Genomic DNA, 26,732 nt, shown 5'->3' with positions numbered 1-26,732 from the left:
ACCCAACGCCGGCAGCCCGCGGCCTCCCGGCCCGCCCGGAAACGGCGGATCCCGGGGCGCGAAAAGCGCCCCGGGATCCGGGTGTTCTGTTTGTGGCAGGTGCTAGCTCTTGCGGGCGTAGCCTTCCCACTTGCTGGCCTGGTGCTCGCCATCAACGAACCGGATGGTTCCGGACTTCGAACGCATCACGATGGACTGCGTGAGGACCTTGTCCTTGGAGTAACGCACGCCCTTGAGCAGGTCGCCGTCGGTGATGCCGGTGGCTGCGAAGTAGCAGTTGTCGCTGGAGACGAGGTCGTTGGTGGACAGCACCCGGTCCAGGTCGTGGCCGGCGTCGATCGCCTTCTGCTTCTCCTCGTCGCTGGTCGGCCACAGCCGGCCCTGGATGACACCGCCGAGGGACTTGATGGCGCAGGCCGAGACGATGCCTTCCGGGGTTCCGCCGATGCCCATAAGGGCATCAACTCCGGTGCCGGCGCGCGCGGCAGCAATGGCGCCGGCGACGTCGCCGTCCATGATGAATTTGGTGCGGGCACCGGCTTCGCGGATTTCCTCCACGAGCCCACGGTGGCGGTCCCGGTCCAGGATCATGACGTTGAGCTGGTTGACCTTGACGCCCTTGGCCTTGGCGATCAGGTGCAGGTTCTGCTTGACCGGCAGGCGAAGGTCAACCATGTCGGCGGCTTCCGGGCCGGTGACGAGCTTCTCCATGTAGAACACCGCGGAGGGGTCGAACATGGAACCGCGCTCGGCGACAGCGAGGACGGCGAGGGCGTTGTTGATGCCAAGGGCGGCCAGGCGCGTTCCATCGATCGGGTCGACGGCGACGTCGCACTCGGGGCCGGTGCCGTCGCCGACGTTCTCGCCGTTGAAGAGCATCGGGGCTTCGTCTTTTTCACCTTCTCCGATGACAACAACACCGTTGAAGTGGACGGTCTGCAGGAAAGAGCGCATGGCGTCGACGGCGGCACCGTCGGCCTTGTTCTTGTCCCCGAAACCGACCCAGTGGCCGCCGGCGATGGCGGCGGCTTCCGTGACGCGGACCAGTTCCAGAGCAAGGTTGCGGTCCGGCTCGTCGATGCCGACGGCAAGGGACGGGGAAAGCGTGGAGTACTTCTGGGTCATTGGCGCTGATGTCACGTGAACCTCTTCTTCGAGTGGCGATCATTGAAGCCGAACGGACAGGGTCGATCCGTCGCGGCGATTCGTCTGGTTGTGATCTCGTCTACACCTGATCATAGTCGCGGTGGAAAGATGCGCCTGAAAATGACCAGTCCGTGAAATGTGCCGCCCCGGCTTTACCCGTCCTGCCCGACACCTCCGAATGTGAGATCAGCCCGGAATGGGCGACTATAGGGGGGTGAGTGAATTGCAGGAAACGCCCCCCGCAGCCCCAGCGTCCCCCGCCGGCGTCGCCGGTCAGGACACGCCTACCGCGGCCGGCGAGCCGCCCGTCAAGCCCGTTCTGGCCGCCGGGGCGGCCAAACGGGCCAACGCGTCGGTGATCGGCATGATCACCGCCCTGGTCGTCAGCATTGCCGCTTTCCTGCCGATCGTCCTGATGAACCCGGCGCCCAAGACGGATGGCTACCGGCCGGACATCAACGTCAGCGAAGTGGCGCAGAACGCTGCCGGTGTGGCGGGATTCACACCGGCCGCGCCTGATACTTCCGACACATTCCGCGCAAATTACGCCCGTTGGGAATCCGGCACCGGCAGCGGCGTCCCGACCTGGGAGGTCGGCTACCTCACCCCCAAGGAATCCTTCATCGCCCTGGTGCAGACCCGGCAGTCCAACCCCACCTGGCTGCTGCAGCAAGTGAAGAGCGCCCCCGTCACCGGCACCCGCAGCGCCGGCGGTCGGGACTGGGAGCTCCGCGACACCGGCAAGGGCGAAAAGAGCATGGTGCTTCTCGACGCCGGCGGCACCACCGTCATCCTGACCGGATCCGCGCAGCTGGACGAATTCACCTCACTGGCAACCGCCGTGGTCAAGGACCTCGAGACCGGCCCCCGCACCCCGGGCAGCGCGTCACCCGAGGGCAGCGCCGCAGCAACAGTTTCACCCTCCCCCGCCCCATCACCGTAAGCTAGAGGCCGTGGCCACCTATCTCACTCCCGCCCTAGCCTGGCGCCGTCTCCGCGAGGGCAACGAACGCTTTGTCTCCGGCAAGTCGTCCCATCCCAACCAGGACGCCTCGCGCCGGTCCTCCCTGGTGGAGAACCAGCACCCCTTCGCGGTAATCTTCGGCTGCTCCGATTCGCGGCTGGCCGCCGAAATCATCTTCGACCTGGGCCTGGGGGACGCCTTCGTGGTCCGCACTGCCGGCCACGTGATCGACGACGCCGTGCTCGGCTCGCTCGAATACAGCGTCAGCGTCCTCTCGGTGCCGCTGATCGTCGTCCTGGGACACGACAGTTGCGGCGCGGTCACGGCCACCAAAAAAGCCATGGAAACCGGACAGATGCCCGTCGGCTTTATGCGCAGCCTCGTGGAACGCATCACCCCCGCGGTGCTGACCTCGCTGCGTAACAACCAGCATGAGGTCAACGAGATGGTGGTCGAGAACGTCAAACAGACCTCACAGCGGCTCGTGGACAGCTCGCGGGTCATTTCCGAGGCGGTGGAGGGCGGCCGGGCCGCCGTGATCGGTCTCGCCTACAGCCTGTCCGACGGCCGGGCGGACCTCGTTTCCGGAATCGGCAAGCTCTAGGTCCCCGCAACGGCCAAGTAGCAAGCCCTTCACGGTTTTCGATGCAACGCCTCCGCCCAATAAGCTAGCCCCATGACTTCCACAGAAGAGTTGAACACCGAAGAGTTCCGCATTGAACACGACACGATGGGCGAGGTCCGCGTCCCCGTGAACGCGCTCTACCGTGCCCAGACGCAGCGTGCGGTTGAAAACTTCCCGATCTCAGGCAAAACCCTGGAACGCACCCACATCGAAGCCCTCGCCCGGGTCAAGAAGGCCGCAGCCCAGGCCAACGCCGAACTGGGAGTGCTCGACGGCGAGCTCGCCCAGGCGATCGCCGACGCTGCCGACGAGGTCGCGACCGGCAAGTACGACGGCGACTTCCCGATCGACGTCTTCCAGACCGGCTCGGGCACGTCCTCCAACATGAACACCAACGAGGTCATCGCCGAGCTCGCCACCCGCGCGCTCAAGGCCGGCGGCAGCGACAAGGTGGTCCACCCGAACGACCACGTCAACGCCTCACAGTCCTCCAACGACGTGTTCCCGACGTCCGTCCACGTTGCCGCCACCTCCGCGCTGATCAACGACCTGATCCCCGCGCTGGGTTACCTTGCCGACTCGCTGGAACGCAAGGCCGTCGAGTTCAAGGACGTCGTCAAGTCCGGCCGCACCCACCTGATGGACGCCACTCCGGTGACCCTGGGCCAGGAGTTCGGCGGCTACGCCGCCCAGGTCCGCTACGGCGTCGAACGCATCAACGCATCGCTTCCCCGCGTCGCCGAGGTGCCGCTCGGCGGCACCGCCGTCGGCACCGGCATCAACACCCCCGCCGGTTTCCCGGAGCGGGTCATCGAACTGCTCGCGGCCGACACCGGCCTGCCGCTGACCGAGGCCCGCGACCACTTCGAGGCACAGGCCAACCGTGACGGCCTGATCGAAGCCTCCAGCCAGCTGCGCAACATTGCGATCTCCTTTATGAAGATCAACAACGACCTGCGCTGGATGGGCTCCGGCCCCAACACCGGCCTCGGCGAAATCGCGATCCCGGACCTGCAGCCGGGCTCCTCGATCATGCCCGGCAAGGTCAACCCGGTGATCTGCGAAGCCTCGATCATGGTCTGCGCCCAGGTCATCGGCAACGACACCACCATCGCCTGGTCCGGCACCAACGGCGCGTTCGAGCTCAACGTCGGCATCCCCGTGATGGCCGCCAACCTGCTCGAATCCGTGCGCCTGCTGGCCAACACCAGCCGCGTTATGGCGGACAAGATGATCGACGGCATTACCGCCAACGTCGAGCGGGCCCGCTTCCTCGCCGAAGCCTCACCGTCGATCGTCACTCCGCTGAACAAGTTCATCGGCTACGAGAACGCTGCAAAGATCGCCAAGAAGGCCGTGGCCGAGGGCCTGACCATCCGCGAAACCGTCGTCGCGATGGGCTTCCTGGAGCGCGGCGAACTCACCGAAGAGCAGCTGGACACCGCCCTGGACGTTATGTCCATGACGCGTCCGCCGCACAAGGCCTAGCACTCGCCCCGCCGCGCCCCGCCGGCACGGCAAAGCGCGACGGCGGCCGGCACCTTTCCCGAGAAAGGCGCCGGCCGCCGTTCTTGTCTAACCCATCGGATCTCGCGGCGATGAGGGCTTGGGCCTCGCGCGTACGTGCATCCGCTCGCCCTGCTGCCCAAAAAGACTGATGAATTCGACGGGTCTGCCGTCAGCGCTGGCGAACCAGTGCGGTGTGTGGGTGTCGAATTCCGCGGCTTCGCCAGCGCGAAGTTCAAAGTCCTTGTCGCCCAGCACCAGCCGCAGTCGTCCGTTGAGGATGTAAAGCCATTCGTAGCCCTCGTGCACGCGCGGGTCGGGCTCCGTCCCGCGGGCATCACCGGTGAGCACCATCTTGAAGGCCTGTAAGCCGCCTGGGCGGCGCGTGAGAGGGACAGCCGTCATGCCGGCATGGGTGATTGGCTGCAGGTGAATTCTCGGATCCCCGGTGGGCGGCGCGCCGACCAGGTCATCGAGGGGAACTCCGTACAACCTCGCGAGGGGAAGCAGGATTTCGAGGTTTGGCCTGCGTTGGCCGGATTCAAGGCGGGACAGGGTGCTCACCGACACTCCGGATGCGGAGGACACATCCCCGAGGGTGAGGTTCCGTTCCGTGCGGAGTGCCCGAAGCCGGGGGCCTACCGCCCCGAGAACATCGTCTAGCTCATTTGTCATACTCCGCAGTTTGCCATAACAGCAATCATGTTTGTCAAACCTCGTTCATGCGATACAAGCTGGTGTAACCGCCCCATGACGCCGGCGGCGAACTCTCAGGACGCGATGAAGGACACATCAGCATGGACACCACAAGGTTTGACGTAGTAGTTGTTGGCGGCGGCGCGGCGGGACTCAGCGCGGCCACGACGCTGGTCCGGGCGCTGCGCTCGGTGCTGGTCATCGATTCCGGAACTCCACGCAACGGACCCGCGGCGGGTGTGCACGGCTATCTTTCGAGGGACGGCATGAGCCCCCGGGAACTCCTGTCCATCGGACGCAGCGAAGTGCTTTCCTACGGCGGAACGGTCATCGACGGCGAAACCGTTTCGGCACGGCGAACCCCCGATGGATTCGACGTGATTCTCGGAGATGCCCGCCGGTTCGCCGGCAGGCGCCTCCTCGTCACCACTGGCTTGACCGACGAATTGCCTCCCATCGACGGGCTGCGGGAGCAGTGGGGAAAGGGCGTTGTGCACTGCCCCTACTGCCATGGCTGGGAAATCCGCGGGCAGCGGATTGGAGTGCTGGGCACAGGCCCGCTGTCCGTCCATCAGGCACTGTTGTTCAGGCAGTGGTCCCCGGATATCACCCTCTTCCTCAACGACACCGTGGAACCGGCCGACGAGGAATGGGAAAAGCTCGCCGCCCGGTCCGTGACGGTCGTTGACGGCGCCGTGGCGTCTGTTGACGCTGTCGATGGAGTCCTCACGGGGCTCACTCTCCGCCAGGGCTCCTCGTTCGGCGTACAGGCCCTGGCTGTCGGAACCCGGATGGAGGCCAGATCCGCGCTTCTGGAATCACTCGGGCTACGTTCCCATGCGCACCCGTCCGGGGCCGGACGGTTTATCGAGACTGACGCCACGGGGGCGACGGCCGTCCGCGGCGTGTACGCGGCGGGCAATGTCTCCAACCTAATGGCCCAGGTGATCACCGCGGCGGCCGAGGGTGTTATGACCGGCGCAAGGATCAACGCCGACCTCATCGAAGAGGAAACCCGGTGGGCCGTTGAGGGGCGCTTCGGTCCCTTCTCGGCCGAGTCGGAAGCAGCCGTCTCCCAGATGGTGCTGGGTCACCGACGCCATGGCCTTGCGGATGGGCAGAAATCCGCCGACATGGGCCGTGCGGCCACAGTAGAAAGATGATGACCATGGATCACCAGCCCCACCGGACGCCGGACAACGGCCACCAGACACACCAGCGATCCAGCAGCCATGACCAGCACCGCGTCCTCGACCTCGATGCCGAAGTGTTCGGCGATTCCCTCACAGCCGTCCTGGACCTGGCCGGGGTGAAAGCTGCGCGCAGCGTCGTTGACCTCGGCGCCGGCACCGGCGCAGGTGGCCGGCTGCTGCGCAAGCGGTACCCCGGTGCCGCGGTAACGTGCGTCGACAACGACCCGCAGATGCTCGAGCTGCTGCGCGAGCAGGGCTTCGCCGTGGTCCGGGCCGACCTCAACGACGGCTTCCCTGCGCTGGCCGGCTCCCCGATGACGGCGGCTGCAGTGGCCGGGGCGCCGGTTGACCTGGTGTGGGCATCGTCCTCGCTACACCATGTTGCCCACCCCGCCCGGCTCCTGGCCGGGGCCCGCCGGGCGCTGGCGCCGGGTGGGGCCCTGGTGGTCGTCGAGCTCGCCGCCCTGCCCCGCTTCCTGAGCCATCCGCGCGGAGCGCTGCTGGAGCAGCGCTGCCACGCAGCTGCGGCAGCCGAGGGGTGGAACCACCACCCGAACTGGACGCCGGTCATCGAGGCCGCCGGGTTCAGCGTCACCCGGTCCGAGGTGACGACCACCGCACCCGCGACCCCGGCCGCGCGGGAGTACGCCCGGCAGTGGTTCGCGCGTTTTTCGCACCTGGCGGCCCTGACCGAGGGCGACCGCGACGCCATGCGAGACCTGCTGGAGCGGTTCTCCGACGACATCGAACTGGAACCCCGCACCACCCGGACCGTCTGGGTGGCCGCCCCCACTGGAACCAGAAGCAGCCCACCAGCACTGTGACTGCGGACGGGCGCCTGCCCGCTCAGCCCGGCGGAACCCCTCCCCCGGCGGCGCGGCGTTCCTCGGCCGTGTACGCCGCAGCCGCGGCGGCCTCCACCATGCTGGCGCCGGCCAGGCGGGCTTCGCGCAGCCTGCGGGTCTTGGCCGATTGCCCGGAGAAGGCCGCGTCAACGTTGCCGGCCGCGTAGGTCAGCGCGTCCTCGGCCCGGATCCCGAGCCCGTGCGCCGTCAGCACGGCATCCTGGTTGGCGCCCAGATAGGTGAACTGCCAGCCGTACTGGTTCTGCTGCCGCTCCACGAGGGCCTTCACCATTGGGCCCGTCGCCTCGCGCGAGGCGTTCTCGTGGCCGTCGGTCAGCACAGCCACGAGGACGGTTCCCGGTCGCTGGTCCTCCGGCAGGGCGGACAGCTCCGCGCCGGCCTCCCCGATCAGGCGGACCATGGCATCGTGCAGGGCGGTGCTGCCGCGCGGCGCCAGGACCAGCGGGGGCACCTGCTGGATGTCCACCGCGGAATAGACCCGCTCGTAGCTGTCGTCGAACTGGGCGAGGGACAGCCGGCAGCGGCCGGCCACGGAACGCTGCTCGCGCACGAAGGCCGCGAAGCCGCCCACCGTGTCGTCGGCGATGGCACTCATGGACCCCGATCGGTCCAGGAGTACGTAGATCTGTGTCAGTGCAGCGTCAGTCATGCTTCCCCATTTCTCCGGTCCGGGAGCGCCCGGACCACCGCTGCCCGGCGGCTGGCCGGACAGGAGCAGACTATGGCGGGGCACTGACAAAAAAGACCCACAGCCCCGGCCCGGCCATTCGTCCGTGCGTTTCCGTGCGTTTCCGTGCCGCAAGAGATATCAGCGCGGGCGGTCAGCACGGCGGGTCGACGCCGGCCGGTCAGGCCGCCTGCAGCAAGAGCTGGAGCCAGCGCTGGAGTCAGTGCTGGAAGTGCGCAGCCCCGTCGGCCTGCCCTGCACGTTCAATGCTCTCCAGATGCCCCGGCATCAGTTCAGGGAAGTCCGCCGGCCGGAACCAGCCCACGGCGAGGGACTCGTCGTCGTTGACCCGCGCCTCCCCGGAGACGTACCGGCAGCGGAACACGAGCGTCAGGAAATGGCAGACGTCGCCGTTCGGATACGTGGTGGGCCCGACGGCGTCCACCGAGACGAGCCGTTCGGCGGCGGCAACGACGCCGGTCTCCTCCAGGACTTCCCGCAGCAGGCCCGCCGCCGGTTCCTCCCCGGGCTCCAGAATCCCCGTGATCAGGCCCCATTTGCCGTTGTCGGCCCGCTGGCCGAGCAGGACCCGGCCGGCCCCGTCGAACACGACGGCCCGGGCGCCGGGGATCCAGAGGGTCTCGTGGCCAATCTTGGCGCGGAGTTTGAGAATGAAGTCGGGGGTTGCCATCCCGCCAGCCTAGCCAAAGGGCCCGGGGATCTCCGCCGTCACGCCGGCAGCAGCACCATGGCGGCGGCCGTTCCGGCGAGCATAAAGGGCCCAAACGGGATGCTCGATTGCAGGCTGCCGTGCCGCGAGACCAGCAGGGCCACGCTCCACAGACCGCCGAACAGGAAAGCGGCGAAGGTCCCGGCAAAGACGTGCGGCCAGCCGAGGAAACCCAGGTACATTCCGAGCACCCCTGCCAGCTTGACGTCGCCAAAGCCCATCCCGGGCGGATAGACGGCCCGGAGCAGGAAGTAGAAGAGCCACAGCGCCGCTCCCCCGGCCACCACCCGCAGCCCGGGTACTCCGAACAGGCCGGCTCCGCCGTCGGGTACGGCTGCCGCGGCGGGGGAACCCGAGACAGCGTGGACCGCCACGGCACCGAGCAGCAGCACCCCGGCGACGGCGTAGGACGGAAAGACGATCCGGTCCGGCAGCAGATGGTGCCGGATGTCGATGACCGTGAGCCGCGCGGCCACAACCGCAAAATAAGCGCATGCCAGAAGAACCAGCCAGAAGGCCAGCGGGGTCGCTTCGCCCAGGCCGCCGAGTCGTTGGATCACCCTCGGATGCTACTGGAAATCCCGGCTGCCGGGGCCGGGCCCGCGCGTACACTGTGGATATGGCCGGATGGGACACCTCGAACCCGCGCGAGCGGCGCACGTCCGGGGACCCCGCGGAACAGGCGGCCGCTTTCCGGAATCTGTGCCGCTCATCGCCGTGGAAGTGGCAGTCACTGCGGTTCGAGTACCTGGACCGGCCCCTCGCAGGCGATCCCGGCGATCCCGGCGACGCTGACACCGCACCCGCTCCGGATCTGGTCCGCGCGTGGCTGCGCCGCCCGGGAGCACTGCGGCTGGAGTCCGCCGACGGGCTGGTCCTGCACAGCACTACCGGAATCAACGATTCCCGTGACGTGTTCTACGTCAGCTCCACGAGGAAGACCTGGCTCCTGCCGCCCCAGCTGGTCACTCCGGTCTACGACGACCGCGGCCTGGTCCGGCGCCGCCCCGAAGCGGCGTACGGCGAGCCCGGCTTCGGCAACGGCCGCTTCGCCGCCGCCCTGGACCCGGTGGAACTCGCCGGCAACTCCCCCGTGCCGCTGGAATTCCCCAATTCCAACGCCGTGGAGCTGGGCACCATCACCGAAGTGCGCCACGAAGGCCGCCCGGCCCTGGAAGCCACCGTGACCCCGAATCCCGGGTACCGGCCGAGCGACCCCAGCGCGCCGCTGTGCCCGCCGGGCCGCACGCTGGTGAGGATCGACGCCGGCACGGGCGTCTGCGTCGCGAGCCGCTGGCTGGACGGCGGACCGGAAGGATCCGGGCCGGAGCAGTATGGGCACTGGATCCGGATTCTTGCCGTGGACGAGTACATGCTGGATGACCTGTTCCTCGCCGAGTCGATGAACCTCACGGATGTCCGCCGGCACATCAGCTGGGAACTCCCGGCGGGCTGACCGGACGTGTGACTGGCCGGCAGCCGGCTGCGCCGTTAGGCTTCCCGGATGACTGAACTCGACCGCTACTGGCCGCCTTTTGGCCTCACCCTGGCCACGCCCCGCCTGACGCTGCGCCCCATCCGCGACGAGGAGATCCCGGCGGCGGCGGAGGCGGCCCTGAGCGGTATCCACCAACCCGGCCGCAGCCCGTTCAGCAAACCGTGGGCTGAGGCCCCGGCCGAGGAGCTCGGCCGGAACATGGCGCAGTGGTACTGGCGGTGCCGCGGCACCATGTCGCCGGAGCAGTGGACCCTGCTGCTGGGCATCTGGCACGAGGGCGAGTTCATCGGTTGCCAGGACATCGAGGCCAAGGACTTCGCCACCCTCAGGACCGTCGGCACGGGCTCCTGGCTCCGGCAGAGCATGCACGGCCGGGGATTCGGCAAGGAGATGCGCGCCGCCGTCGCGCTCTATGCCTTCGACTGGCTCGGCGCGGACGTCGCGGAGTCCGAGGCGGCTGTCTGGAACCAGCAGTCCCTCGGCGTTTCCCGTTCCCTCGGCTACGAATTCAACGGCATCACCCGCGTCAACTGGGGCGGCCAACGCCAGGAAGCGCAGAAAGTCCGTCTCACCCCCGCCACCTTCAAACGCCCGGACTGGCAACTCCACGTCGAAGGCCACGAACCCACCGCCAACTACCTGGGAATCGAGCCGCAGTAACGACTTCCGGAAAGGTGACCGGCGCACCCGCCGGGAATCGGGCCGCACGGAAGGTGACCGACGCATCCGCCGTAGCGCGGTCCTTCGCAAAGGGGCGCATCGCGGCGCATCGGGTCCCGAAGGTCGCCCAGCGACCGGAGCGGGCCCGATGCGCCGTGTCTAAGCGACGGCGAAGGGCCGTGGCCCGGCGAACCCGGCCACGGCCTCAAGCGGAACGAGACCTAAATCTCCGCCCCCTCCAGCAGCTCAGTCACCAGGGCCGCGATCGGCGAGCGCTCCGAGCGGGTGAGGGTGACGTGGCCAAAGAGCGGATGCCCCTTGAGCGTCTCGACGACGGCGGCGACACCGTCGTGCCGGCCAACGCGGAGGTTGTCGCGCTGGGCGACGTCGTGGGTTAGGACGATCTTGGAGTTCTGCCCGATCCGGCTCATCACAGTCAGCAATACGTTCTTCTCGAGCGACTGGGCCTCGTCCACGATCACGAACGCATCATGCAGCGAGCGCCCGCGGATGTGGGTCAGCGGCATCACCTCAAGCATGCCGCGGTCCATCACTTCCTCCACGACCTCCTGGCTGACCAGGGCACCGAGCGTGTCGAAGACGGCCTGCGCCCACGGGTTCATTTTCTCCGCCTCGGAGCCGGGCAGGTAGCCCAGCTCCTGGCCGCCCACAGCGTAGAGCGGCCGGAAGACAATCACCTTGCGATGTTCCTGGCGTTCCAGGACGGCTTCGAGGCCCGCGCACAGGGCCAGCGCGGACTTGCCCGTGCCGGCCCGCCCGCCGAGGGACACAATGCCCACGGAGGGGTCCATCAGCAGGTCGATCGCCAGCCGCTGTTCGGCCGACCGGCCGTGCAGCCCGAACACGTCGCGGTCCCCCTTCACGAGCCGGACCTGCTTGTCCGCCCCGACCCGGCCGAGTGCGGAACCCCGCGAGGACAGCAGCACCAGGCCGGTGTTCGTCGGCATCTCGGCCGCTTCCGGGATGAAGACCGGCTCATGGCCGTAGAGCGTGGAGACTTCCTCCTCGCTCGCATCCACCTCCGCCACTCCGGTCCAGCCCGAGTCCTTGACGAGTTCGTTGCGGTATTCGTCGGCCTGCAGGCCCATGGCCGAGGCCTTCACCCGCATCGGGAGGTCCTTGGACACCACCGTGACGTCGCGGCCCTCGTTGGCCAGGTTCTTGGCGACGGCGAGGATCCGGCTGTCATTGTCGCCGCCGCGGAAGCCTGCGGGAAGCACCTCGGCGGAGACGTGGTTCAGCTCCACCATGAGCGTGCCGCCGTCGTGGCCGAGTGGAATGGGACGGTCCAGGCCGCCGTGCTCCACCCGGAGATCGTCCAGGAGCCGGAGCGCCTTGCGGGCGAAATAGCCGAGTTCGGGGTCGTGGCGCTTGCCTTCGAGCTCGGTGATGACAACGATCGGCAGGATCACTTCGTGCTCCGCGAAGCGCAGCAGGGCACGCGGGTCCGAGAGCAGCACCGAGGTGTCGATCACGAAGCTGCGGGCCGGTTCCATGGTTGCTGTCCCTTCCCCGGAAACAGCAGGACCGGCCGCGGCATCAATCTCCGCCGCACCGGTCATTGAGGTGGCTCGCTTGGCGCGAGAGGTAGCTTTCTGTCCCTGGTCGGTCACGACGGCGGGCAGTTGTTCAGAAATAGCCACATCGACTCCAGCCCCGGGGCGCATGCCCGGAATTGTTATTGGTGAGGCGGTTCGGCCCGAAGGCCGGACGCGGCCTCCCGTACACCCGGTGCGAACTTCCGCTCCATGTATTGGCCTCCCCGATCAGCCGGCGGTTTGCCTGCCGATGGGATTAACGTACGTCCGGGCTGTGTCATTTCGGTGCCAATTTTCCGGCGATTCTTGTTGCCAGCGTGTGAACACCGGATGACGGCTCAGGCCCCGTAGCGGCGCTGCCTGCCCGCGTAGTCGCGGAGGGCGCGGAGGAAGTCCACTTTCCGGAACGCGGGCCACAGGGCCTCGCAGAAATAGAACTCGCTGTACGCGCTCTGCCACATCAGGAAACCGGAGAGACGCTGCTCCCCGGAGGTCCGGATCACGAGGTCCGGATCAGGCTGGCCGCGGGTGTAGAGGAAACGTGAGATGTCGTCGACGCTGAGTTCGTCGGCCAGTTTCCCGATGTCCGCGCCGCTGTCGACGGCGTCGTGCAGCAGCTCGCGCACGGCGTCGACGATTTCCCGGCGTCCGCCATAGCCGACGGCGACATTGACGTGGAGTTTCTCGCGCGCCGGGGTACGGGCCGTGAGACGGTTGAGCCGGGCGGCGAGGTAGTCGGGCAGCAGTTCCGGGGCCCCCATCGCGTGGACCGAGATTTCGGCGTCCTCATCCAGCCGGTCCAGGGTGTTGGCAATGATGCCCATCAGCAGGTCGAGTTCCTCGCCGGAACGGTTCATATTGTCCGTGGAGAGCATGTAGAGGGTGACCACTTTGATGCCGAGTTCCTGGCACCAGCCAAGGAACTCGTGGATCTTGTCGGCGCCGGCCTGGTGCCCCTGGCTGGTCGGGGCATTGAATTGCCTGGCCCAGCGGCGGTTGCCGTCCACCATGACGCCGATGTGCCGGGGGATGCGTTCCGGGTCCAGGGACCGCTGCAGTTTCCGCTCGTAGAAGCCATAGAGGAACCCGGGCAATTCCATCCGGAGTTTCACCTGGCTTCCTTGAGGTACGACTGCTCTGCACATCCTAGGCTACCCGCCGGAGCGCAGGGCACAGCGCACGGACGTTACGACGTTGCCCACAAAACCTTATTACCCGGCGGTAACTTACCGGCCAGTCGGTTATTATGGCGGCATGGAAAGCTACACCCCCGAGCCCCGGCCGGAGCAGCCTGCAGACCGTAAACCGGGTCCGATGGACGATGCCGCCGTCCGGCTGGCCGAACTCCTGATGATCAAGCCAAAGTGGCGCGGCTGGATCCACACCGTGACGGCTCCGCTGGCGCTGGCCTCCGGCCTGGTCCTGGTGATTCTGGCCCCGACCCCGGACCTGAAGATCGCCTGCGCCATCTACGCCTTCACCGGGGTCCTGCTGTTCGGGATCAGCGCTGTCTACCACCGCGGCAACTGGTCCCCGCGGGTCAAGATGGTGCTGAAGCGGCTGGACCACACCAACATCATGCTGGTGATCGCCGGCAGCTACACACCGTTGGCCTGGGCCCTGCTGGACCGGCCCAAAGCCGAGCTGCTGCTGTGGGTGATCTGGGCCGGCGCCATCCTGGGCGTGCTGTTCCGCCTGCTGTGGACCGAGGCCCCGCGCTGGCTCTACGTGCCGATCTACATCGCCCTGGGCTGCGGCGCGTTGTTCTTCCTGCCGGAGTTTTTTGCCGCAAATGTCGCCTCCGCCGTGCTGATCTGTGTCGGCGGCGCCCTCTATATCACCGGGGCCGTCTTCTACGCGCTGAAGAAGCCGAACTTCAGCTACAAACACTTCGGTTTCCACGAACTGTTCCACGCCCTCACAGTCTTTGCCTTCGCTGCGCACTACATTTCGATTGCCGTCGCAGTCCTGAGCTGACCTCCGTTCGGCCCGTCGCCCCGGGTCCGGCGCGTCCCGGGTCCGGCGCGTCCCGGGTCCGACGCGTCCCGGGTCCGGCGCGTCCCGGGTCCGGCGCGTCCCGGCGCTTCCCGCCGGGACGCACCTCAGGGCCGTCCGGCCTCGATCAGGGCGGGCAGCTCCCGCATGTCGTGGAACACGGTGGTGCCCGGACCGGCCAGCCGGTCCGCCGGGGTCACACCGCCGGCATAGGCAAAGACGTGCATCCCGGCCGCGCGGGCCGCCTGGACGCCGTGGGCGCTGTCCTCGACGACGGCGCAGTGCCCCGGTGCCGTGCCGAGCATGCCGGCGGCGTGCAGAAACAGATCGGGCGCCGGTTTTCCGTTGGCGACCTCCGAGGCGCTGAAGATCCGCCCCTCGAAGCGGTGCCACAGTCCGGTCTGGCCGAGCGTCCGCCGCATCTTGGCGTGGCTCCCGCTGGAGGCGACGCAGTGCGGGAGCCGCAGCCCGTCGAGTGCTTCCTCGACTCCGTCGACGGCCACGAGTCCGCGCTCGAACGCGCTCCGGTACCAGGGGTCGTACTTCCGGTCCCAGCCCGCGCCCAGTTTGATGCCCAAGTGCTCCTCCACCGCGGCCACGAAGTCGGCCTCGGACCTGCCCACGAAGCGCTCCACGATTTCCTCCCGCTCCAGCGCCCAGCCAAGGTCAGCGTGGACCAGCTGATCCACCCGGACCGCGATCACTTCGGAATCCACCAGGACACCGTCACAGTCGAAAACCACGAGTTCGAAGCCGTCGGAAAAAGTCATTCCGCCATCGTAGCCAGTCGCTCCCGCAGCTCAACGGGAGAACGAACCGGAAGCCCGCAGACCATGTCCCGGCACAGATAAACCAGGGGTGCACCGTCGTGGCCCGTGCTGCGGCCACGGAGCAGCGGCACGCCGAGGTCGCCGTCCGGGTCTCTTCCGTCCGGCGCTGCGCCAGCTGCAGGGGTGTCGTCCTGCAGGGCGATCACCAGTCCGGGGCTTGGCGAGAGCAGCAGCTCGCGGTGCAGTGCTGCCCGCTCCGGGGAATCCGGTCCGACGACGGCGGCCTCCACCGGCCCGGCGAGGGCCGCCTGCGCCGTTGCAAGCAGCCAGCCTGCCGCCCGCGGCGCGCGGGTGGCCAGTGGCGGCAGCAGTGAGAGGATGCTGCCGGCGAGGGCTCGGTATTCGGAGGTGCCGGAGAGCGCGGCGCAGGAGAGCAGCGCGCCGGCGAAGGCCGCCGCCCCGCTGGGCGTGGCGTTGTCGAAGGGCTCCAGCGACGCGCGTCCGCCCTGGGCGTTGGCGAGCTGTTCCGGCTCCCCCGCGGTGTCCCTGAGTGTTCCGTCTGCCGTGAACAGGGTCCTGGCTGCGGCCAGGAGGTCTCCGGCCAGCCGGTACCAGCGGGACTGTCCGGAGACGGCGTAGAGCGCGAGCAGGCCGTCGGCGCAGAAGGCGTAGTCCTCCAGCAGCCCGCCGATTCCCCGCGCGGCGCCCTGATGGGAGACCCGGCTCAGCGTGCCGGGTCCGCCGGCGGCGCCGGGCCGCCAGTGCACGCGCTCCAGGTACGCAGCGATGCGTTCCGCCGCGGCCACCAGCCGGGGCTGCCCCAGCACGGCGCCGGCCTCGGCCAGGGCCGCGACGGCCAGCCCGTTCCAGCCGGCGACCACTTTGTCGTCGCGGGCGGGCTGGGGCCGGCGGGAGCGCTCGGCAAGCAGCACCGGCCGGACCCGCCGCCACAGGTCGGCCTCGTCGGCGCTGAAGGCACGGCCGGGGTGCAGCGGGGAGCCGTCCGCGGAGACGGTCCCGCGGGCGCGGACGTTCATCAGGCCCGCGACGGCGGCGCCGTCGCCGGGACCCAGGACGGCCGACAGCCCGGCGGGAGTCCAGAGATAGCTGGCACCCTCGGCGTGGACACCGTCCACGACGGTGTCGGCGTCGAGGGAGGAGGCCAGCGCCACGGGAAGGTCTCCGGGAGAACCATGCAGTGCGTCCGTGCCGGCGTCCTCGGTGCCAAGTCCCAGGGCAGCGAGCAGCCAGCCGGCGGTTCGGCCGGCGATGTCGGCCGCTTCCGCTGCCGGGTACTCCGGGGTGCCGCCCAGCTTTACCCAGTGGACGTAGACGCGCAGCAGCTGGGCGTTGTCGTAGAGCATTTTCTCGAAGTGCGGGACGGACCAGTCGCGGGTCACCGAATAGCGGGCAAAGCCGCCGTCGAGCTGGTCGAAGAGGGCTGAGCGGGACATCGCGGCGAGGGTCCGGCCGGCCAGGTCGCGGGCCATGGCTGGCGTGCCGGAGGGGGCAGGCCGGCCGGGGGCGGCGGCGTGCCGGATCAGGAATTCCAGGACCGCGGAGGGCGGGAACTTCGGTGCGGCGCCGAAGCCGCCGCCGGAAGGGTCTTCGGCGTCCGCCAGCGCCAGCACGGCCTCCGCGGGCAGTTCCGGATCGAGCGGCTCCGGCACACCGTCCAGCCGAACGGCGGCGGCGGGCAGCGAAGCGGCGAGGCCCCGGGCCAGCGCGTCGGCGTTCTGTTCCACGGCATCGCGCCGCTCCCGCCAGGCGTCGACCACGGCCTCCAGCACCTGGCGGAAGGACGGCCTGCCCGGCAGCGGCCGGGGCGGATAGTAGGTGCCGGCGTGGAACGCGCGGCCGTCGGGGAGCAGGAAGACGGACATGGGCCAGCCGCCTTCGCCGCTGATCGCCTGCGTCGCGGCCATGTAGACGGCGTCCACGTCGGGCCGTTCTTCACGGTCGACCTTCACGGCGACGAAGTTGGCGTTCAGGAAGTCGGCGGTGTCCCGGTCCTCAAAGGATTCGCGGGCCATAACGTGGCACCAGTGGCAGGCGGCGTAGCCGATCGAGAGGAACACCGGCACGTCGCGGGCGGCGGCGAAGCCGAAAGCGTCGTCACCGAACGGCCGCCAGTGCACGGGGTTGCCGGCGTGCTGCCGGAGATAGGCAGAGGGCTCTCCGCCCAGGGCGTTGGCGGCCTCGGGGAAGCGTGGGGGCGTGCCGCCGTCAGCGGTTTCCCGGTCCTGCATCGCCGTCGGTGTCCGGTCGGTCGGCGGGCTCGCGGGACGGATCCCACGTCGGAGTCCCCGGTCCGGCGTCGCCGGCCTGCGGGGAGCCTTCAACGGTGCCCCCGGAAGCGGCAGCCCACTCGGCGGCGCGTTCCTCCTCCACCTGGGCGCGGTAGCGGACACGGCGGATGCGCCGGACCATGTCCACAATCAGCAGGGCCGTCAGCACAACGATGAAGGCGGTCAGGAGGAAGCCCAGCAGGCCGGGCGTCACCTGGTCCTGGGACAGTCCGGGGCGCAGCGACGGCGTTGGGGTGGGCGCCGGGGTTGTGGCCAGGACAAGGAGCGAGGAATACACGGTGAGGACCTTCTGTGGGGACTGAATGGCAGCCCACGCTGGGGCCGGCTGTCGGGCTGGAACTCTTTCCACGACGTCTTCTACGCGTCATAGAAAAGGCCTGATGGGTCTATCTTAGCCCGGCGAAGAAGTCTTTTTCAGGCAGGTCAGTGGGGATCCTGGCCTGGACCAGCGAGTAGTCCTCCCAGGGCCAGACGCGGCGCTGCATCGCCGGCGAGACAGCGAAGAAGAACCCCTCCGGATCCACCTGGGTGCGGTGCGCGCGCAGCGCGTCATCCCGTGCTTCGAAGAAGTCGCCGCACTCGATCTGGGTCGTCGTGGGGTGGGTCGGCGCGGGCGGGGTGTGGCCCTCGGCGTCGGCTTCCAGCCAGGCGGCGAGCCGTTCGGCGTAGGGCGACTGGAGCCCCGATTCCTCCAGCGCGAAATGCAGGGCCCGGAAACGTTCGGGGCTGAACGCGCGGTCGTAGTAGAGCTTGCTCGGCGCCCACGCCGCGCCGGTTCCCGGGTATTGGGCCGGGTCCCCGGCGGTTTCGAAGGCCTCCACGGCGACGCGGTGCGCCATGATGTGGTCCGGGTGCGGGTACCCCCCGTTTTCGTCGTAGCTCAGGATGACGTGGGGTTTGAACCTGCGGACCAGCCGGACCAGCGGCGCGGCCGCGCGCTGCAGCGGCAGGGTGGCGAAGGAGCCGGTCGGCAGCGGCGGCAGCGGGTCGCCTTCCGGCAGCCCCGAATCCACGAAGCCGAGCCACCGCTGGCGGACGCCCAGGATTTTGGCCGCCTGCTCCATCTCCAGCATGCGCGCACCGGCCATGTCACGTTTGGGGTGCGGTTCGCCGGCGAGTGCCGGGTTCTGGATGTCACCCCGGGAGCCGTCGGTGCAGGTGGCCACCAGGACGTCGACGCCGGCCGCGGCATACATCGCCATCGTGGCGGCACCCTTGCTGGATTCGTCGTCGGGATGTGCGTGGACGGCCAACAGTCGAAGCGGCTCTGACGGGCTGGTGGACGCTGTCATCGTGGGACGGCTCCTCTTTCATCTAATGGTCTGCTGCTGCGGGCGTGCTGCGGGGTGTCCGGGGCGGCGGACATTTCCCCGCCGGAACCACACTAAACTGGACGAGTGACTTCCCAGGATCAGCCAGCCGCGACTGCGCCGGCATCTCCCAGCCTAGCCAATCGCTACGGCGGCCAAAAGCGAGCGCTCAGCGGCAAGGCGAAACGCACCATCCTGATCGTCGCCGTCGCCGCCGGAATGGCCTTTATGGCCTGGATCTCGACGTCGAACGCCACCGCCTCGGTCACTTTCAAGGACATCGGCTACAGCACGCCGGACGGCACACTCACCGAGGTCGACTTCCAGGTCACCAAGGAACCGGCCACTGCGGCCAAGTGCTCGGTCAAGGCGCTGGATTCCAAATTCGCCGTGGTGGGCTGGAAAGTCGTCGACATCGCCCCCAACGCCGCCGATGCCGGCTCCGACGGCGGGCGCACCACTGCGCACCGGGCCACGGTGCGCACGGAGTCCCCGGCGGTGTCCGGCCTCGTCGACAGCTGCTGGATTCCCGACGCCGGCAAGTAGACCCTGCCGCGCGAGGCCCGGCCTGACCTCCCGGCGGGCAGCCCTCCAGACGCAGCCGCGCGGCGGCCGGGCGCGGCGGCGGTAACACGGTGTGATCCACGCCCCAGCCTTCTTTGGTATATCCGCAGGATTGACTACAATGGACCAATACCTTTCCCCCGCTGAGCTGGTTGCTGAGTCCTATAAGTGGCCACCGTGGCGGGGTCTTTGCTTGTTTGACCATAAGGAGAAGTCCGTGTCTACCACCAACAGCGCAACTGCAGCTTGGCTCACCCAGGAAGCTTTTGACCGCCTGAAGGCAGAGCTGGACCACCTCTCCGGCCCCGGCCGGGCGGAAATCGTCCAAAAGATCGAGGCGGCGCGCCAGGAAGGCGACCTGAAGGAGAATGGCGGCTACCACGCAGCCAAGGAGGAGCAGGGCAAGATCGAAGCCCGTATCCGCCAGCTGACCGCGCTGCTCCGGGACGCCCACGTGGGCGAATCGCCCGCCGACGACGGCATTGTCGAGGCCGGCATGATCGTAGTCGCCCGGATCGCCGGCGACGAGGAAACCTTCCTGCTCGGCTCCCGGGAAATCGCCGGCGACTCGGACCTGGACGTCTTCAGCGAGAAGTCTCCCCTCGGCGCGGCCATCGTCGGCCACAAGGAGGGCGAGAAGCTCAGCTACACCGCCCCGAACGGCAAGGACATCACGGTGGAGATCATCTCCGCCAAGCCGTACGTTGGCTAATACGACTGGCACACTGCCTTAGGCCTGCACCGCAGGCAAAACGACGCCGGCCCTCCCCCCTTGGGGAAGGGCCGGCGTCGTTTGTGGCGTCTGCTGGTTGGCGCGACTGCTGGCTGTCGCCCCTGCCTGTTGTGGCATCTGCTGGTTGGCGCGGCCGTCACTTTGTGGCTGCTGGCGGGACTGTCGCTACCGCGGGGTTCGCAGCGTTCCGGCCCGCGGCACGCTCAGGAGCAGCGCCGCCAGCACCCCGCCGATCGCTCCCCCCAGATGCGCCTGCCAGGAAACGAAGCTCGCCACCGTGGGCAGGATTCCGAACAGGATCCCGCCGTACGTCAGGAACAGCACCACGGAGAGCAGGATCTGCCACCAGTTGCGGTTCACGAAGCCCCGCACCAGCAGGAACGCGAAGAGCCCGAAGACCAGGCCGGAGGCTCCGACGGTGACGTTGAAGCCGCCGATCAGCCACACCACCACCCCGGAAGCCAGCCAGCTGAGGGCCAGAGTGGTGAAGAAGACCCGCGCCCCGGACAGCAGCACCAGGAAACCGAAGACGATCAGTGGAAGCGTGTTGGAGAACAGATGCGCCAGGTTGGCGTGCAGCAGCGGGAACGTCAGGATGTCCAGGATCCCGTCGAGGCTGCGCGGGCGCAGGCCAAACGTGCCGTTGAGCGAACGGAACATCAGCGCGTTGATGATCTCGATAACGTAGAGCACCAGCACAAACGACCCCACCACCAGCAGTCCCCTGCGGGCGCGTCCAGCGGCGGTGCTCCCGAAGCGCGGCCGGCCGTTGCGGGTGGAGTCCAGCGTCATGGTCCTAGTGCACCACAATCGGCTGGAAGCCTTCGGCCCGGAGCGCCGCGAGAACCTGCTCGCAGTGTTCGTGGCCCTTCGTCTCCAGGTTCACCGTGATGGACACATCGCCCATGCTGATCGAGCCGCCCACCCGGGTGTGGTCCAGGCCGGTCACGTTGGCGTCGTTCTCGGCGATGATCCGGGCGATGGTTGCCAGCGAACCCGGACGGTCGTCCAGCATCATCCGCACGGTCATGTACCGGCCGGCGGCGGAGAGGCCGCGCTGGATGACCTTAAGCATCAGCATCGGGTCGATGTTGCCGCCGGAGAGCACCACGGCTACCGTGCCGGGGTTTTCGATCTTGCCTTCCATCAGCGCCGCGACGCCCACCGCTCCGGCGGGTTCGACGACCATTTTGGCGCGTTCCAGCAGGAAGATGAGCGCCCGGGCCAGGGCGTCCTCGCTGACCGTGACAACGTCGTCGACGAGTTCCCGGATGATGCTGAACGGCAGTTGGCCCGGCCGGCCGACGGCGATGCCGTCGGCCATGGTGGAGACACGTTTGAGCGGCACGAGGGCGTCCGCGGCCAGTGAGGGCGGGTAGGCGGCGGCGTTTTCGGCCTGGACCCCGATGATCCGGATCTCCCGGCCGAGTTCCTTGGCCCTGGCCTTCACGGCCACGGCGACGCCGGCCAGGAGTCCGCCGCCGCCAACGCCCATCAGGATGGTGTCGACGTCGGGGATCTGTTCCAGAATTTCAAGTCCGACGGTGCCCTGGCCTGCGACGATGTCGACGTCGTCGAAGGGGTGGACGAACACGGCGCCGCTTTCATCCGCGTAGCGCTTCGCTTCGGCGAGGGCCTCGTCGACGTTGTGGCCGTGCAACACCACCTCGGCTCCGTGGCTGCGGGTGGCGGCGAGCTTGGGCAGGGCAACACCCAGCGGCATGTAGATCCGGGCCTTGATGCCCAGGCTCTTGGCAGCAACAGCCACTCCCTGGGCGTGGTTGCCGGCCGAGGCCGCCACGACGCCGCGCTTCTTTTCCGCCGGCGAGAGTTTGGCCATCCGGACGTAGGCGCCACGGACTTTGAAGGAACCGGCCCGCTGCAGGTTCTCGCACTTAAGGAAGACCTCGCCGCCGACCATGCTGCCGAGGGCGCGGGAGGATTCAACCGGGGTCCGCGTGATAATCCCGTCGAGCAGCTTCTGCGCCTCCAGGACATCGTCCAGCGTGACGGGCAGGCTCTCAAGGGTGTTCACGAACTAGTCTCCTTCGTAGGATCTTTCTTCGGCCAGCCGTCGGCTCTGGGTGTTTATCCGGCGCCGCTGCCCCGCCCGGAGTCACGGCCGGGGGAACCATCGCCGGGTGCGGCATCATCGCTGCGGCCGGAGGCGACGCCCGGTAGCCGGGCGTCCCGCTCAGTACTGTCGGCGCCGGACGCAGGGGCAGGGATGCCCTGCTGACCCGCGGTAGCCAGCGCACTTTCATGTTCCCACGTTCTGCCGGCAATGTAGCGAATCGACGAGTTTGCTACGGCGAGGATGGGCACAGAGAACAGCGCTCCGGGAATTCCGGCGAGGTAGGAGCCGGCGGCCACGGCCAGGATGACGGCGACCGGGTGCAGCGAGACGGCCTTGCCCATCACCAGCGGCTGCAGGATGTGGCTCTCCAGCTGCTGGACCAGCAGGACGATCCCCAGCATCACCAGGGCGTTCACCCAGCCGTTGGCGACGAGGGCCAGCAGCACGGCGACGGCGCCGGTTACGAGGGCACCGACGATCGGGATGAAGGAGCCGAGGAACACCAGCACACCCAGCGGTAGCGCCAGGGGCACGCCGATAATCGCCGCGCCCGCCCCGATCCCGACCGCGTCCACGAAGGCAACGAACATCTGGATCCGGGCGTAGCTGACCATCGATTCCCAGCCCTTGCGGCCGGCCCCGTCCGTCGCTGCGCGGGCCTTCCTGGGCAGCAGCCGCACGAGGAAGGACCAGATGCGCCCTCCTTCCAGCAGGAAGAAGATCAGGATGAACAGCGCCAGGACCATTCCGGCGGCGAAATGCCCGGCAGTGCTGCCGAACGAGAGGGCGCCGCTGAGGATGCTGCTGGAGTTGTTCTGCAGCGCTTCGGTGCCGTCCTTGAGGTACTGGTCGATCTGGGCCGCACTCAGATGCAGCGGTCCGTCCGCGAGCCAGGCCTGGATTTTCTGGATCCCGGCCAGCGCCTCGCTCCACAGCTCGGCGAAGCCGGTGGCGAGCTGACGGCCCACGAGGGCCAGGGCCCCGCCAATCAAGGCGATGAAGCCCAGGACGGTGACGGCGACGGCGAGTCCGTTGGGCACCCGGTCCCGCCGGAGCCAGTTCTTGACCGGCGCCAGCAGCCCGGCCAGCAGCGCGGCAACCATCACCGGAATCAGCAGGAAGCTGACGCGGCTGAGCAGCCACACGATGACGCCTGCCATCAGGATGATCAGTCCGAGGCGCCAGGACCAGGAAGCGGCGATCCGCACGCCGTAGGGGATGTCCTGGTCGATTTCCCGGTCGGTGACGACGCGCAGCGGTGCGGAGGCCGGTGTGGAGGCGCTGTCCGATGCCTTGGCGGAGGCCGTGGCGGCGGCGCGGGCTGCGGCGGGGTGGTCTCGCGGGGCAAAATCGTCAGCTGGCGTCATAGCCCCATAATTCACCAGCACCGCCCGGAAAGGAAACCGGCCGTCGTTCACTACTCCAGGGTCGCGCTTATCCCCCAGGTCATGGCGAACCGCTCCCCCGGCGGCAGCCAGCGGAGTCCGTCGCCGCTGTTGTAGGCGTTGGCCGGGCCGGTCATTGGCTCGATCGCTACGGCCTTGGTCCGGCCCGGGAACTGGGTGGTGACGAAGACGTGGACGTAGCCGCAGTTCCCGTCCTGCCAGAGGCTCACGCTCCGGCCGTCCGGTGCGGTCAGCGTGTGGCGGGCGACGCCGGCGTCGAACTCCAGGTCCGTGTAGGCGGAATCGAGGCCGAGGTCGGCCACCAGGCGCCCGGCGCGGAGGTCGAAGTCGCCGTCCACCGGGGCGGTGCTGCGGGGGATCAGCCGCTCGTCGGTCACCAGCCGGGTGCGGGCGCGGACCGTGACCGTCAGGTCCTCGCTGGGCAGGTCCCCCAGCCGGAGGTAGGGGTGGGCGCCGAGGACGAACGGGGCTGGTTCCTGCGAATCGTTGATCAGCGTCTGCCGGACCACCAAACCCAGGTCCTCGGCAAGTTCGTACCGGACCTGGTGCCGCAGCAGGAAGGGGTAGCCGTGCTGCGGGAACATGGCCGCTTCGAGGGTGACCGAGAATTCCGATTCGTCGGCGAGTTCATAGGAGGCATTGCGCAGCAGCCCGTGGCTGGCGTTGTTGCGGGACACCTCGGTGATGTCCAGCTGCTGCTTCCTGCCGTTGAGGTACCAGACGCCGTCCTCCACCCGGTTCGCCCATGGCGCCAGGGTAATGCCGGCGGCACCGGGGGAAATCTCGTCGTCGCCGTAGCTTTCCGTCAGCTGCGTGCCGCCGCGGCTGTACAGCCTCAGCCCGGCGGCCAGTTCGGTGACGACGGCGAGCGCGTCGCCGCGCCGCAGCTCGTACTGCCGGCCCGTGGCATAGCGCCGGGCGGATGCGGGGGAAACGGGCGGAGGCAGGTTCATGGTCACCACCGTACCCAGCCGCACGCCGCGGCGTATACCGTGGAGCCATGATCCGCATTTCCCGTCCTGCCGGCGCCTGCGGCCCGGCATGAGCCTCGCGCTCGACGCCCGGCAACTGGCAGCCCGGTTCGAATCCGTCTTCGGCCCCGCGCCGGACGGCGTGTGGCAGGCACCCGGCCGCGTCAACCTGATCGGCGAGCACACTGACTACAACGAGGGCTTTGTGCTGCCGTTCGCGATCGACCGGACGGCACGCGTGGCGGTCCGGCTGCGCCCGGACTCCGCCATCCGGCTGCTGTCGACCTTCGGCAACCAGGGACTGACGACGGCGGACGCCGGATCCCTCGCCAGCGGCACGGCGCGGGGCTGGACAAAGTACCCGCTCGGAGTCCTGTGGGCGCTGCAGCAGCGCGGTCTTCCGGTGCGCGGGCTGGACCTGCTGCTGGACTCCGATGTGCCCCGCGGCGCCGGGCTGTCCTCCTCCCACGCGATCGAATGCGCGGTCATTTCAGCAGTCAACGAACTCACCGGGGCTGGGCTGGATACGCAGGACATGGTGCTGGCCACGCAGCGCGCAGAAAATGACTTCGTCGGGGCACCCACCGGCATCATGGACCAGTCCGCGTCGCTGCGCGGCGCTGCGGGGCACGCCCTCTTCCTGGACTGCCGCGACCAGAGCGTCCGGCTGGTGCCGTTCGACGCCGAAAGTGCCGGTCTGGTGATGCTGGTGATTGACACCAGGGTGTCGCATTCGCACGCCGCCGGCGGCTACGCCTCACGGCGCGCCTCGTGCGAACTGGGCGCCCGTCTCCTGGGCGTGCCGGCCCTGCGGGACGTTGGGCCCGGCGACCTGGCCGCGGCCGGCAGCCGCCTGGACCCGGTGACCTTCCGCCGCGTGCGGCACGTCGTGACGGAAAACGAGCGGGTCCGCCAGACGGTCGCGCTGCTTGAGCGAACCGGCCCGGCGGCGATCGGTCCGCTGCTGGACGCCTCGCATGCCTCGATGCGGGACGACTTCGAGATCTCCTGCGCCGAACTGGACCTCGCCGTGGAAACCGCCCGCGCTGCCGGTGCCACCGGGGCCCGGATGACCGGGGGCGGCTTCGGCGGCTCTGCCATCGCACTCGTCCCGGCCGAGGCGGAGCAGCGGGTGCGTGCCGCCGTCGAACGTGCCTTCGCGGAAACCGGGTACACGGCGCCGGACATCTTCCGCGTCCGCCCCGCGGCAGGTGCGATGCGCCTGTCATAGCCGGAGCGTAGGCTGGCCCCATGTCAGAAGCCGTCATCGTTTCCACTGCCAGAAGCCCGATCGGCCGCGCCTTCAAGGGCTCGCTGAAGGACGAACGGCCCGACGATCTCGCGGCGGCCATGGTGGCTGCGGCGCTGGCCCGGATCCCGTCCTTCGACGCGGCGGACACCGCCGGCCGCGGCCTGGACGACCTCTACCTGGGCTGCGCCGAGCCCAGCGGCGAAGCCGGCTCCAACATGGCTCGGGTCGTCACCATCCTGGCCGGGCTGGACAACGTCCCGGCCGCCACCATCAACCGGTTCTGCGCGTCCAGCCTGCAGACCCTCCGGATGGCCTTCCACGCCATCAAGGCCGGCGAGGGGCATGCGTTTGTCTCGGCGGGCGTGGAGGCCGTGTCCCGGTACCGGGACTGGGCAGGCGCCGGCGAGACGGACGCGAGCACCCACAATCCCCGTTTCGACGCCGCCCGGCAGCGCACCGCCGCCCGGGCCGCGTCCAATACTCCGTGGACTGACCCGCGGCTGGGCGGCCGGATGCCGGATATCTACATCGCCATGGGCCAGACCGCGGAGAACGTCGCGACCAGTTTCGGGATCAGCCGGGCAGACCAGGACGCCTGGGCGGTGTTGAGCCAGAACCGCACCGAAGCAGCCATCGCCGCCGGCTTCTATGCCCGCGAGATCACCCCCTACACCCGCAGGGACGGGACCGTGATCGCCAGGGACGACTCCCCGCGCGCCGGCGTCACCTTCGAGTCGGTGCGCAGCCTGCAGCCGGTGTTCCGGGCCGCAGGCACCGTCACGGCCGGCAACGCCTGCCCGCTGAACGACGGGGCCGCCGCTGTCATCGTGATGAGCGACTCGCGGGCCCGCGAACTCGGTCTGGAGCCGCTGGCACGGATCGTCTCCACCGGCGTCAGCGCCCTCTCCCCCGAACTCATGGGCATGGGTCCGGTCGAGGCGAGCCGCCGGGCCCTGAAGCTGGCGGGACTGGGGATCGGGGACATCGACCTCGTGGAACTCAACGAGGCCTTCGCGGTCCAGGTCGTCGCCAGCGCCAGGGAACTCGGGATCGACCAGGACAGGCTCAACGTGCACGGCGGCGCCATCGCGCTGGGACATCCCTTCGGCATGACGGGCGCCCGGATGACCACGACCCTGCTCAACGGCCTCCGGGAACGCGATGCCACGCTCGGTCTGGCGACGCTCTGCGTCGGCGGCGGCCAGGGCATGGCGGTGGTGCTGGAGCGGCTCAGC

27 protein-coding genes are annotated in these 26,732 nt (G+C 68.7%); 12 read left to right on the top strand and 15 right to left on the bottom strand.

The features are described 5' to 3' along the window. Positions 1-102: 102 nt before the first annotated feature. Entirely contained in the window at positions 103-1,125 is a 1,023-nt protein-coding gene (gene glpX / locus AC50YM_RS07260; RefSeq protein WP_494956386.1) for a class II fructose-bisphosphatase, read from the bottom strand. Between the two features lie 217 nt (positions 1,126-1,342). On the opposite strand from glpX, the gene AC50YM_RS07255 reads away from it, so the two are divergent. The 3 genes from AC50YM_RS07255 (at position 1,343) to AC50YM_RS07245 (ending at position 4,223) form a co-directional block, all read left to right on the top strand. Continuing rightward, the gene (locus tag AC50YM_RS07255; protein ID WP_494956294.1) at positions 1,343-2,089 is read left to right on the top strand and encodes a DUF4245 domain-containing protein; all 747 of its coding nucleotides are present in this window, start codon (positions 1,343-1,345) and stop codon (positions 2,087-2,089) included. A 10-nt stretch (positions 2,090-2,099) separates the two neighbouring features. After that, positions 2,100-2,714, top strand: coding sequence for a carbonic anhydrase (locus tag AC50YM_RS07250; RefSeq protein WP_494956293.1), 615 nt, complete (start codon positions 2,100-2,102; stop codon positions 2,712-2,714). A 72-nt stretch (positions 2,715-2,786) separates the two neighbouring features. After that, positions 2,787-4,223, top strand: coding sequence for a class II fumarate hydratase (locus AC50YM_RS07245; RefSeq protein ID WP_494956292.1), 1,437 nt, complete (start codon positions 2,787-2,789; stop codon positions 4,221-4,223). An 87-nt stretch (positions 4,224-4,310) separates the two neighbouring features. Here the strand turns inward: AC50YM_RS07245 and AC50YM_RS07240 are convergent, their stop codons facing one another. Beyond that, complete coding sequence (locus tag AC50YM_RS07240; protein ID WP_494956291.1) at positions 4,311-4,916, bottom strand: helix-turn-helix domain-containing protein; 606 nt, start codon at positions 4,914-4,916, stop codon at positions 4,311-4,313. A 122-nt stretch (positions 4,917-5,038) separates the two neighbouring features. On the opposite strand from AC50YM_RS07240, the gene AC50YM_RS07235 reads away from it, so the two are divergent. Continuing rightward, positions 5,039-6,100, top strand: coding sequence for an NAD(P)/FAD-dependent oxidoreductase (locus AC50YM_RS07235; protein ID WP_494956290.1), 1,062 nt, complete (start codon positions 5,039-5,041; stop codon positions 6,098-6,100). Next, positions 6,097-6,954, top strand: coding sequence for a class I SAM-dependent methyltransferase (locus AC50YM_RS07230; RefSeq protein WP_494956289.1), 858 nt, complete (start codon positions 6,097-6,099; stop codon positions 6,952-6,954). Before AC50YM_RS07235 ends, AC50YM_RS07230 begins: the two co-directional genes overlap by 4 nt. Before the next feature lie 22 nt (positions 6,955-6,976). On the opposite strand, the gene AC50YM_RS07225 is transcribed toward AC50YM_RS07230, so the two are convergent. The 3 genes from AC50YM_RS07225 to AC50YM_RS07215 all read right to left on the bottom strand — a co-directional run bounded on the left by AC50YM_RS07225 (position 6,977) and on the right by AC50YM_RS07215 (position 8,953). Continuing rightward, positions 6,977-7,645, bottom strand: a complete 669-nt coding sequence (locus AC50YM_RS07225; protein WP_494956288.1) for a VWA domain-containing protein — start codon at positions 7,643-7,645, stop codon at positions 6,977-6,979. 238 nt (positions 7,646-7,883) lie between these two features. After that, complete coding sequence (locus AC50YM_RS07220; RefSeq protein ID WP_494956287.1) at positions 7,884-8,354, bottom strand: NUDIX hydrolase; 471 nt, start codon at positions 8,352-8,354, stop codon at positions 7,884-7,886. Between the two features lie 38 nt (positions 8,355-8,392). Beyond that, the gene (locus AC50YM_RS07215; RefSeq protein ID WP_494956286.1) at positions 8,393-8,953 is read right to left on the bottom strand and encodes a prepilin peptidase; all 561 of its coding nucleotides are present in this window, start codon (positions 8,951-8,953) and stop codon (positions 8,393-8,395) included. Between the two features lie 59 nt (positions 8,954-9,012). Between AC50YM_RS07215 and AC50YM_RS07210 the strand changes: the two genes are divergently transcribed. Next, complete coding sequence (locus AC50YM_RS07210) at positions 9,013-9,849, top strand: hypothetical protein (protein ID WP_494956285.1); 837 nt, start codon at positions 9,013-9,015, stop codon at positions 9,847-9,849. A gap of 48 nt (positions 9,850-9,897) precedes the next feature. Further along, entirely contained in the window at positions 9,898-10,551 is a 654-nt protein-coding gene (locus tag AC50YM_RS07205; RefSeq protein WP_494956284.1) for a GNAT family N-acetyltransferase, read from the top strand. 221 nt (positions 10,552-10,772) lie between these two features. Here AC50YM_RS07205 and phoH2 read toward each other — a convergent pair whose 3' ends face one another. Both phoH2 and AC50YM_RS07195 read right to left on the bottom strand, forming a co-directional pair. Beyond that, a complete protein-coding gene (gene phoH2 / locus AC50YM_RS07200) occupies positions 10,773-12,215 on the bottom strand; it encodes an RNA 5'-3' helicase PhoH2 (protein WP_494956283.1) in 1,443 nt (480 codons plus the stop codon). 233 nt (positions 12,216-12,448) lie between these two features. Further along, a complete protein-coding gene (locus AC50YM_RS07195; RefSeq protein ID WP_494956385.1) occupies positions 12,449-13,210 on the bottom strand; it encodes an isoprenyl transferase in 762 nt (253 codons plus the stop codon). A 214-nt stretch (positions 13,211-13,424) separates the two neighbouring features. Between AC50YM_RS07195 and trhA the strand changes: the two genes are divergently transcribed. Then, positions 13,425-14,087 carry a PAQR family membrane homeostasis protein TrhA gene (gene trhA, locus AC50YM_RS07190; RefSeq protein ID WP_494956384.1) on the top strand — a complete coding sequence of 221 codons (663 nt, stop codon included), beginning with the start codon at positions 13,425-13,427 and terminating at the stop codon, positions 14,085-14,087. A 125-nt stretch (positions 14,088-14,212) separates the two neighbouring features. Here trhA and AC50YM_RS07185 read toward each other — a convergent pair whose 3' ends face one another. The 4 genes from AC50YM_RS07185 to mca all read right to left on the bottom strand — a co-directional run bounded on the left by AC50YM_RS07185 (position 14,213) and on the right by mca (position 18,476). After that, complete coding sequence (locus AC50YM_RS07185) at positions 14,213-14,875, bottom strand: HAD family hydrolase (RefSeq protein WP_494956282.1); 663 nt, start codon at positions 14,873-14,875, stop codon at positions 14,213-14,215. After that, positions 14,872-17,124 carry a thioredoxin domain-containing protein gene (locus AC50YM_RS07180; RefSeq protein ID WP_494956281.1) on the bottom strand — a complete coding sequence of 751 codons (2,253 nt, stop codon included), beginning with the start codon at positions 17,122-17,124 and terminating at the stop codon, positions 14,872-14,874. The genes AC50YM_RS07185 and AC50YM_RS07180 overlap by 4 nt, the downstream gene beginning before the upstream one ends. Next, on the bottom strand, positions 17,102-17,461 hold the full coding sequence (locus AC50YM_RS07175; protein WP_494956280.1) for a hypothetical protein: 360 nt from the start codon (positions 17,459-17,461) through the stop codon (positions 17,102-17,104). Before AC50YM_RS07175 ends, AC50YM_RS07180 begins: the two co-directional genes overlap by 23 nt. 109 nt (positions 17,462-17,570) lie before the next feature. Continuing rightward, positions 17,571-18,476 (bottom strand): mycothiol conjugate amidase Mca, encoded by a 906-nt coding sequence (mca, locus tag AC50YM_RS07170; protein WP_494956279.1) that lies wholly within the window; start codon positions 18,474-18,476, stop codon positions 17,571-17,573. A 105-nt stretch (positions 18,477-18,581) separates the two neighbouring features. On the opposite strand from mca, the gene AC50YM_RS07165 reads away from it, so the two are divergent. Together AC50YM_RS07165 and greA are read left to right on the top strand one after the other, a co-directional pair. After that, positions 18,582-19,040, top strand: a complete 459-nt coding sequence (locus tag AC50YM_RS07165) for a DUF4307 domain-containing protein (RefSeq protein ID WP_494956278.1) — start codon at positions 18,582-18,584, stop codon at positions 19,038-19,040. A gap of 235 nt (positions 19,041-19,275) precedes the next feature. Then, positions 19,276-19,770 (top strand): transcription elongation factor GreA, encoded by a 495-nt coding sequence (greA, locus tag AC50YM_RS07160; RefSeq protein WP_494956277.1) that lies wholly within the window; start codon positions 19,276-19,278, stop codon positions 19,768-19,770. A gap of 186 nt (positions 19,771-19,956) precedes the next feature. Here greA and AC50YM_RS07155 read toward each other — a convergent pair whose 3' ends face one another. The 4 genes from AC50YM_RS07155 to AC50YM_RS07140 are packed head-to-tail and all read right to left on the bottom strand — an operon-like array spanning position 19,957 to position 24,227. After that, a complete protein-coding gene (locus AC50YM_RS07155; RefSeq protein ID WP_494956276.1) occupies positions 19,957-20,583 on the bottom strand; it encodes a rhomboid family intramembrane serine protease in 627 nt (208 codons plus the stop codon). 4 nt (positions 20,584-20,587) lie between these two features. Next, positions 20,588-21,826, bottom strand: coding sequence for a threonine ammonia-lyase (ilvA, locus tag AC50YM_RS07150; protein ID WP_494956275.1), 1,239 nt, complete (start codon positions 21,824-21,826; stop codon positions 20,588-20,590). 53 nt (positions 21,827-21,879) lie between these two features. After that, a complete protein-coding gene (locus AC50YM_RS07145; RefSeq protein WP_494956274.1) occupies positions 21,880-23,235 on the bottom strand; it encodes an AI-2E family transporter in 1,356 nt (451 codons plus the stop codon). Between the two features lie 50 nt (positions 23,236-23,285). Then, entirely contained in the window at positions 23,286-24,227 is a 942-nt protein-coding gene (locus AC50YM_RS07140) for an aldose 1-epimerase family protein (RefSeq protein ID WP_494956273.1), read from the bottom strand. Between the two features lie 88 nt (positions 24,228-24,315). Here AC50YM_RS07140 and galK point away from each other — a divergent pair, with 88 nt between their 5' ends. Both galK and AC50YM_RS07130 read left to right on the top strand, forming a co-directional pair. Next, the gene (gene galK, locus AC50YM_RS07135; protein WP_494956383.1) at positions 24,316-25,476 is read left to right on the top strand and encodes a galactokinase; all 1,161 of its coding nucleotides are present in this window, start codon (positions 24,316-24,318) and stop codon (positions 25,474-25,476) included. Positions 25,477-25,496: 20 nt separating this feature from the next. Further along, the coding region (locus AC50YM_RS07130; protein WP_494956272.1) for an acetyl-CoA C-acetyltransferase at positions 25,497-26,732 on the top strand (1,236 nt) is incomplete at its 3' end.

The sequence above is a fragment of the Pseudarthrobacter sp. RHLT1-30-1 genome, from assembly GCF_059383415.1.
Note: the sequence above shows the minus strand (reverse complement) of the source record. Positions and strands in the feature narration are given on the sequence as shown.

Coding starts and splice junctions, on each gene's coding strand:
- glpX (WP_494956386.1), bottom strand. CDS start 1,125: ATGACCCAGAAGTACTCCACGCTTTCCCCGTCCCTTGCCGTCGGCATC.
- AC50YM_RS07255 (WP_494956294.1), top strand. CDS start 1,343: ATGGGCGACTATAGGGGGGTGAGTGAATTGCAGGAAACGCCCCCCGCA.
- AC50YM_RS07245 (WP_494956292.1), top strand. CDS start 2,787: ATGACTTCCACAGAAGAGTTGAACACCGAAGAGTTCCGCATTGAACAC.
- AC50YM_RS07240 (WP_494956291.1), bottom strand. CDS start 4,916: ATGACAAATGAGCTAGACGATGTTCTCGGGGCGGTAGGCCCCCGGCTT.
- AC50YM_RS07235 (WP_494956290.1), top strand. CDS start 5,039: ATGGACACCACAAGGTTTGACGTAGTAGTTGTTGGCGGCGGCGCGGCG.
- AC50YM_RS07230 (WP_494956289.1), top strand. CDS start 6,097: ATGATGACCATGGATCACCAGCCCCACCGGACGCCGGACAACGGCCAC.
- AC50YM_RS07225 (WP_494956288.1), bottom strand. CDS start 7,645: ATGACTGACGCTGCACTGACACAGATCTACGTACTCCTGGACCGATCG.
- AC50YM_RS07220 (WP_494956287.1), bottom strand. CDS start 8,354: ATGGCAACCCCCGACTTCATTCTCAAACTCCGCGCCAAGATTGGCCAC.
- AC50YM_RS07210 (WP_494956285.1), top strand. CDS start 9,013: ATGGCCGGATGGGACACCTCGAACCCGCGCGAGCGGCGCACGTCCGGG.
- AC50YM_RS07205 (WP_494956284.1), top strand. CDS start 9,898: ATGACTGAACTCGACCGCTACTGGCCGCCTTTTGGCCTCACCCTGGCC.
- AC50YM_RS07195 (WP_494956385.1), bottom strand. CDS start 13,210: ATGGAATTGCCCGGGTTCCTCTATGGCTTCTACGAGCGGAAACTGCAG.
- trhA (WP_494956384.1), top strand. CDS start 13,425: ATGGACGATGCCGCCGTCCGGCTGGCCGAACTCCTGATGATCAAGCCA.
- AC50YM_RS07185 (WP_494956282.1), bottom strand. CDS start 14,875: ATGACTTTTTCCGACGGCTTCGAACTCGTGGTTTTCGACTGTGACGGT.
- AC50YM_RS07180 (WP_494956281.1), bottom strand. CDS start 17,124: ATGCAGGACCGGGAAACCGCTGACGGCGGCACGCCCCCACGCTTCCCC.
- mca (WP_494956279.1), bottom strand. CDS start 18,476: ATGACAGCGTCCACCAGCCCGTCAGAGCCGCTTCGACTGTTGGCCGTC.
- AC50YM_RS07155 (WP_494956276.1), bottom strand. CDS start 20,583: ATGACGCTGGACTCCACCCGCAACGGCCGGCCGCGCTTCGGGAGCACC.
- AC50YM_RS07145 (WP_494956274.1), bottom strand. CDS start 23,235: ATGACGCCAGCTGACGATTTTGCCCCGCGAGACCACCCCGCCGCAGCC.
- AC50YM_RS07140 (WP_494956273.1), bottom strand. CDS start 24,227: ATGAACCTGCCTCCGCCCGTTTCCCCCGCATCCGCCCGGCGCTATGCC.
- galK (WP_494956383.1), top strand. CDS start 24,316: ATGAGCCTCGCGCTCGACGCCCGGCAACTGGCAGCCCGGTTCGAATCC.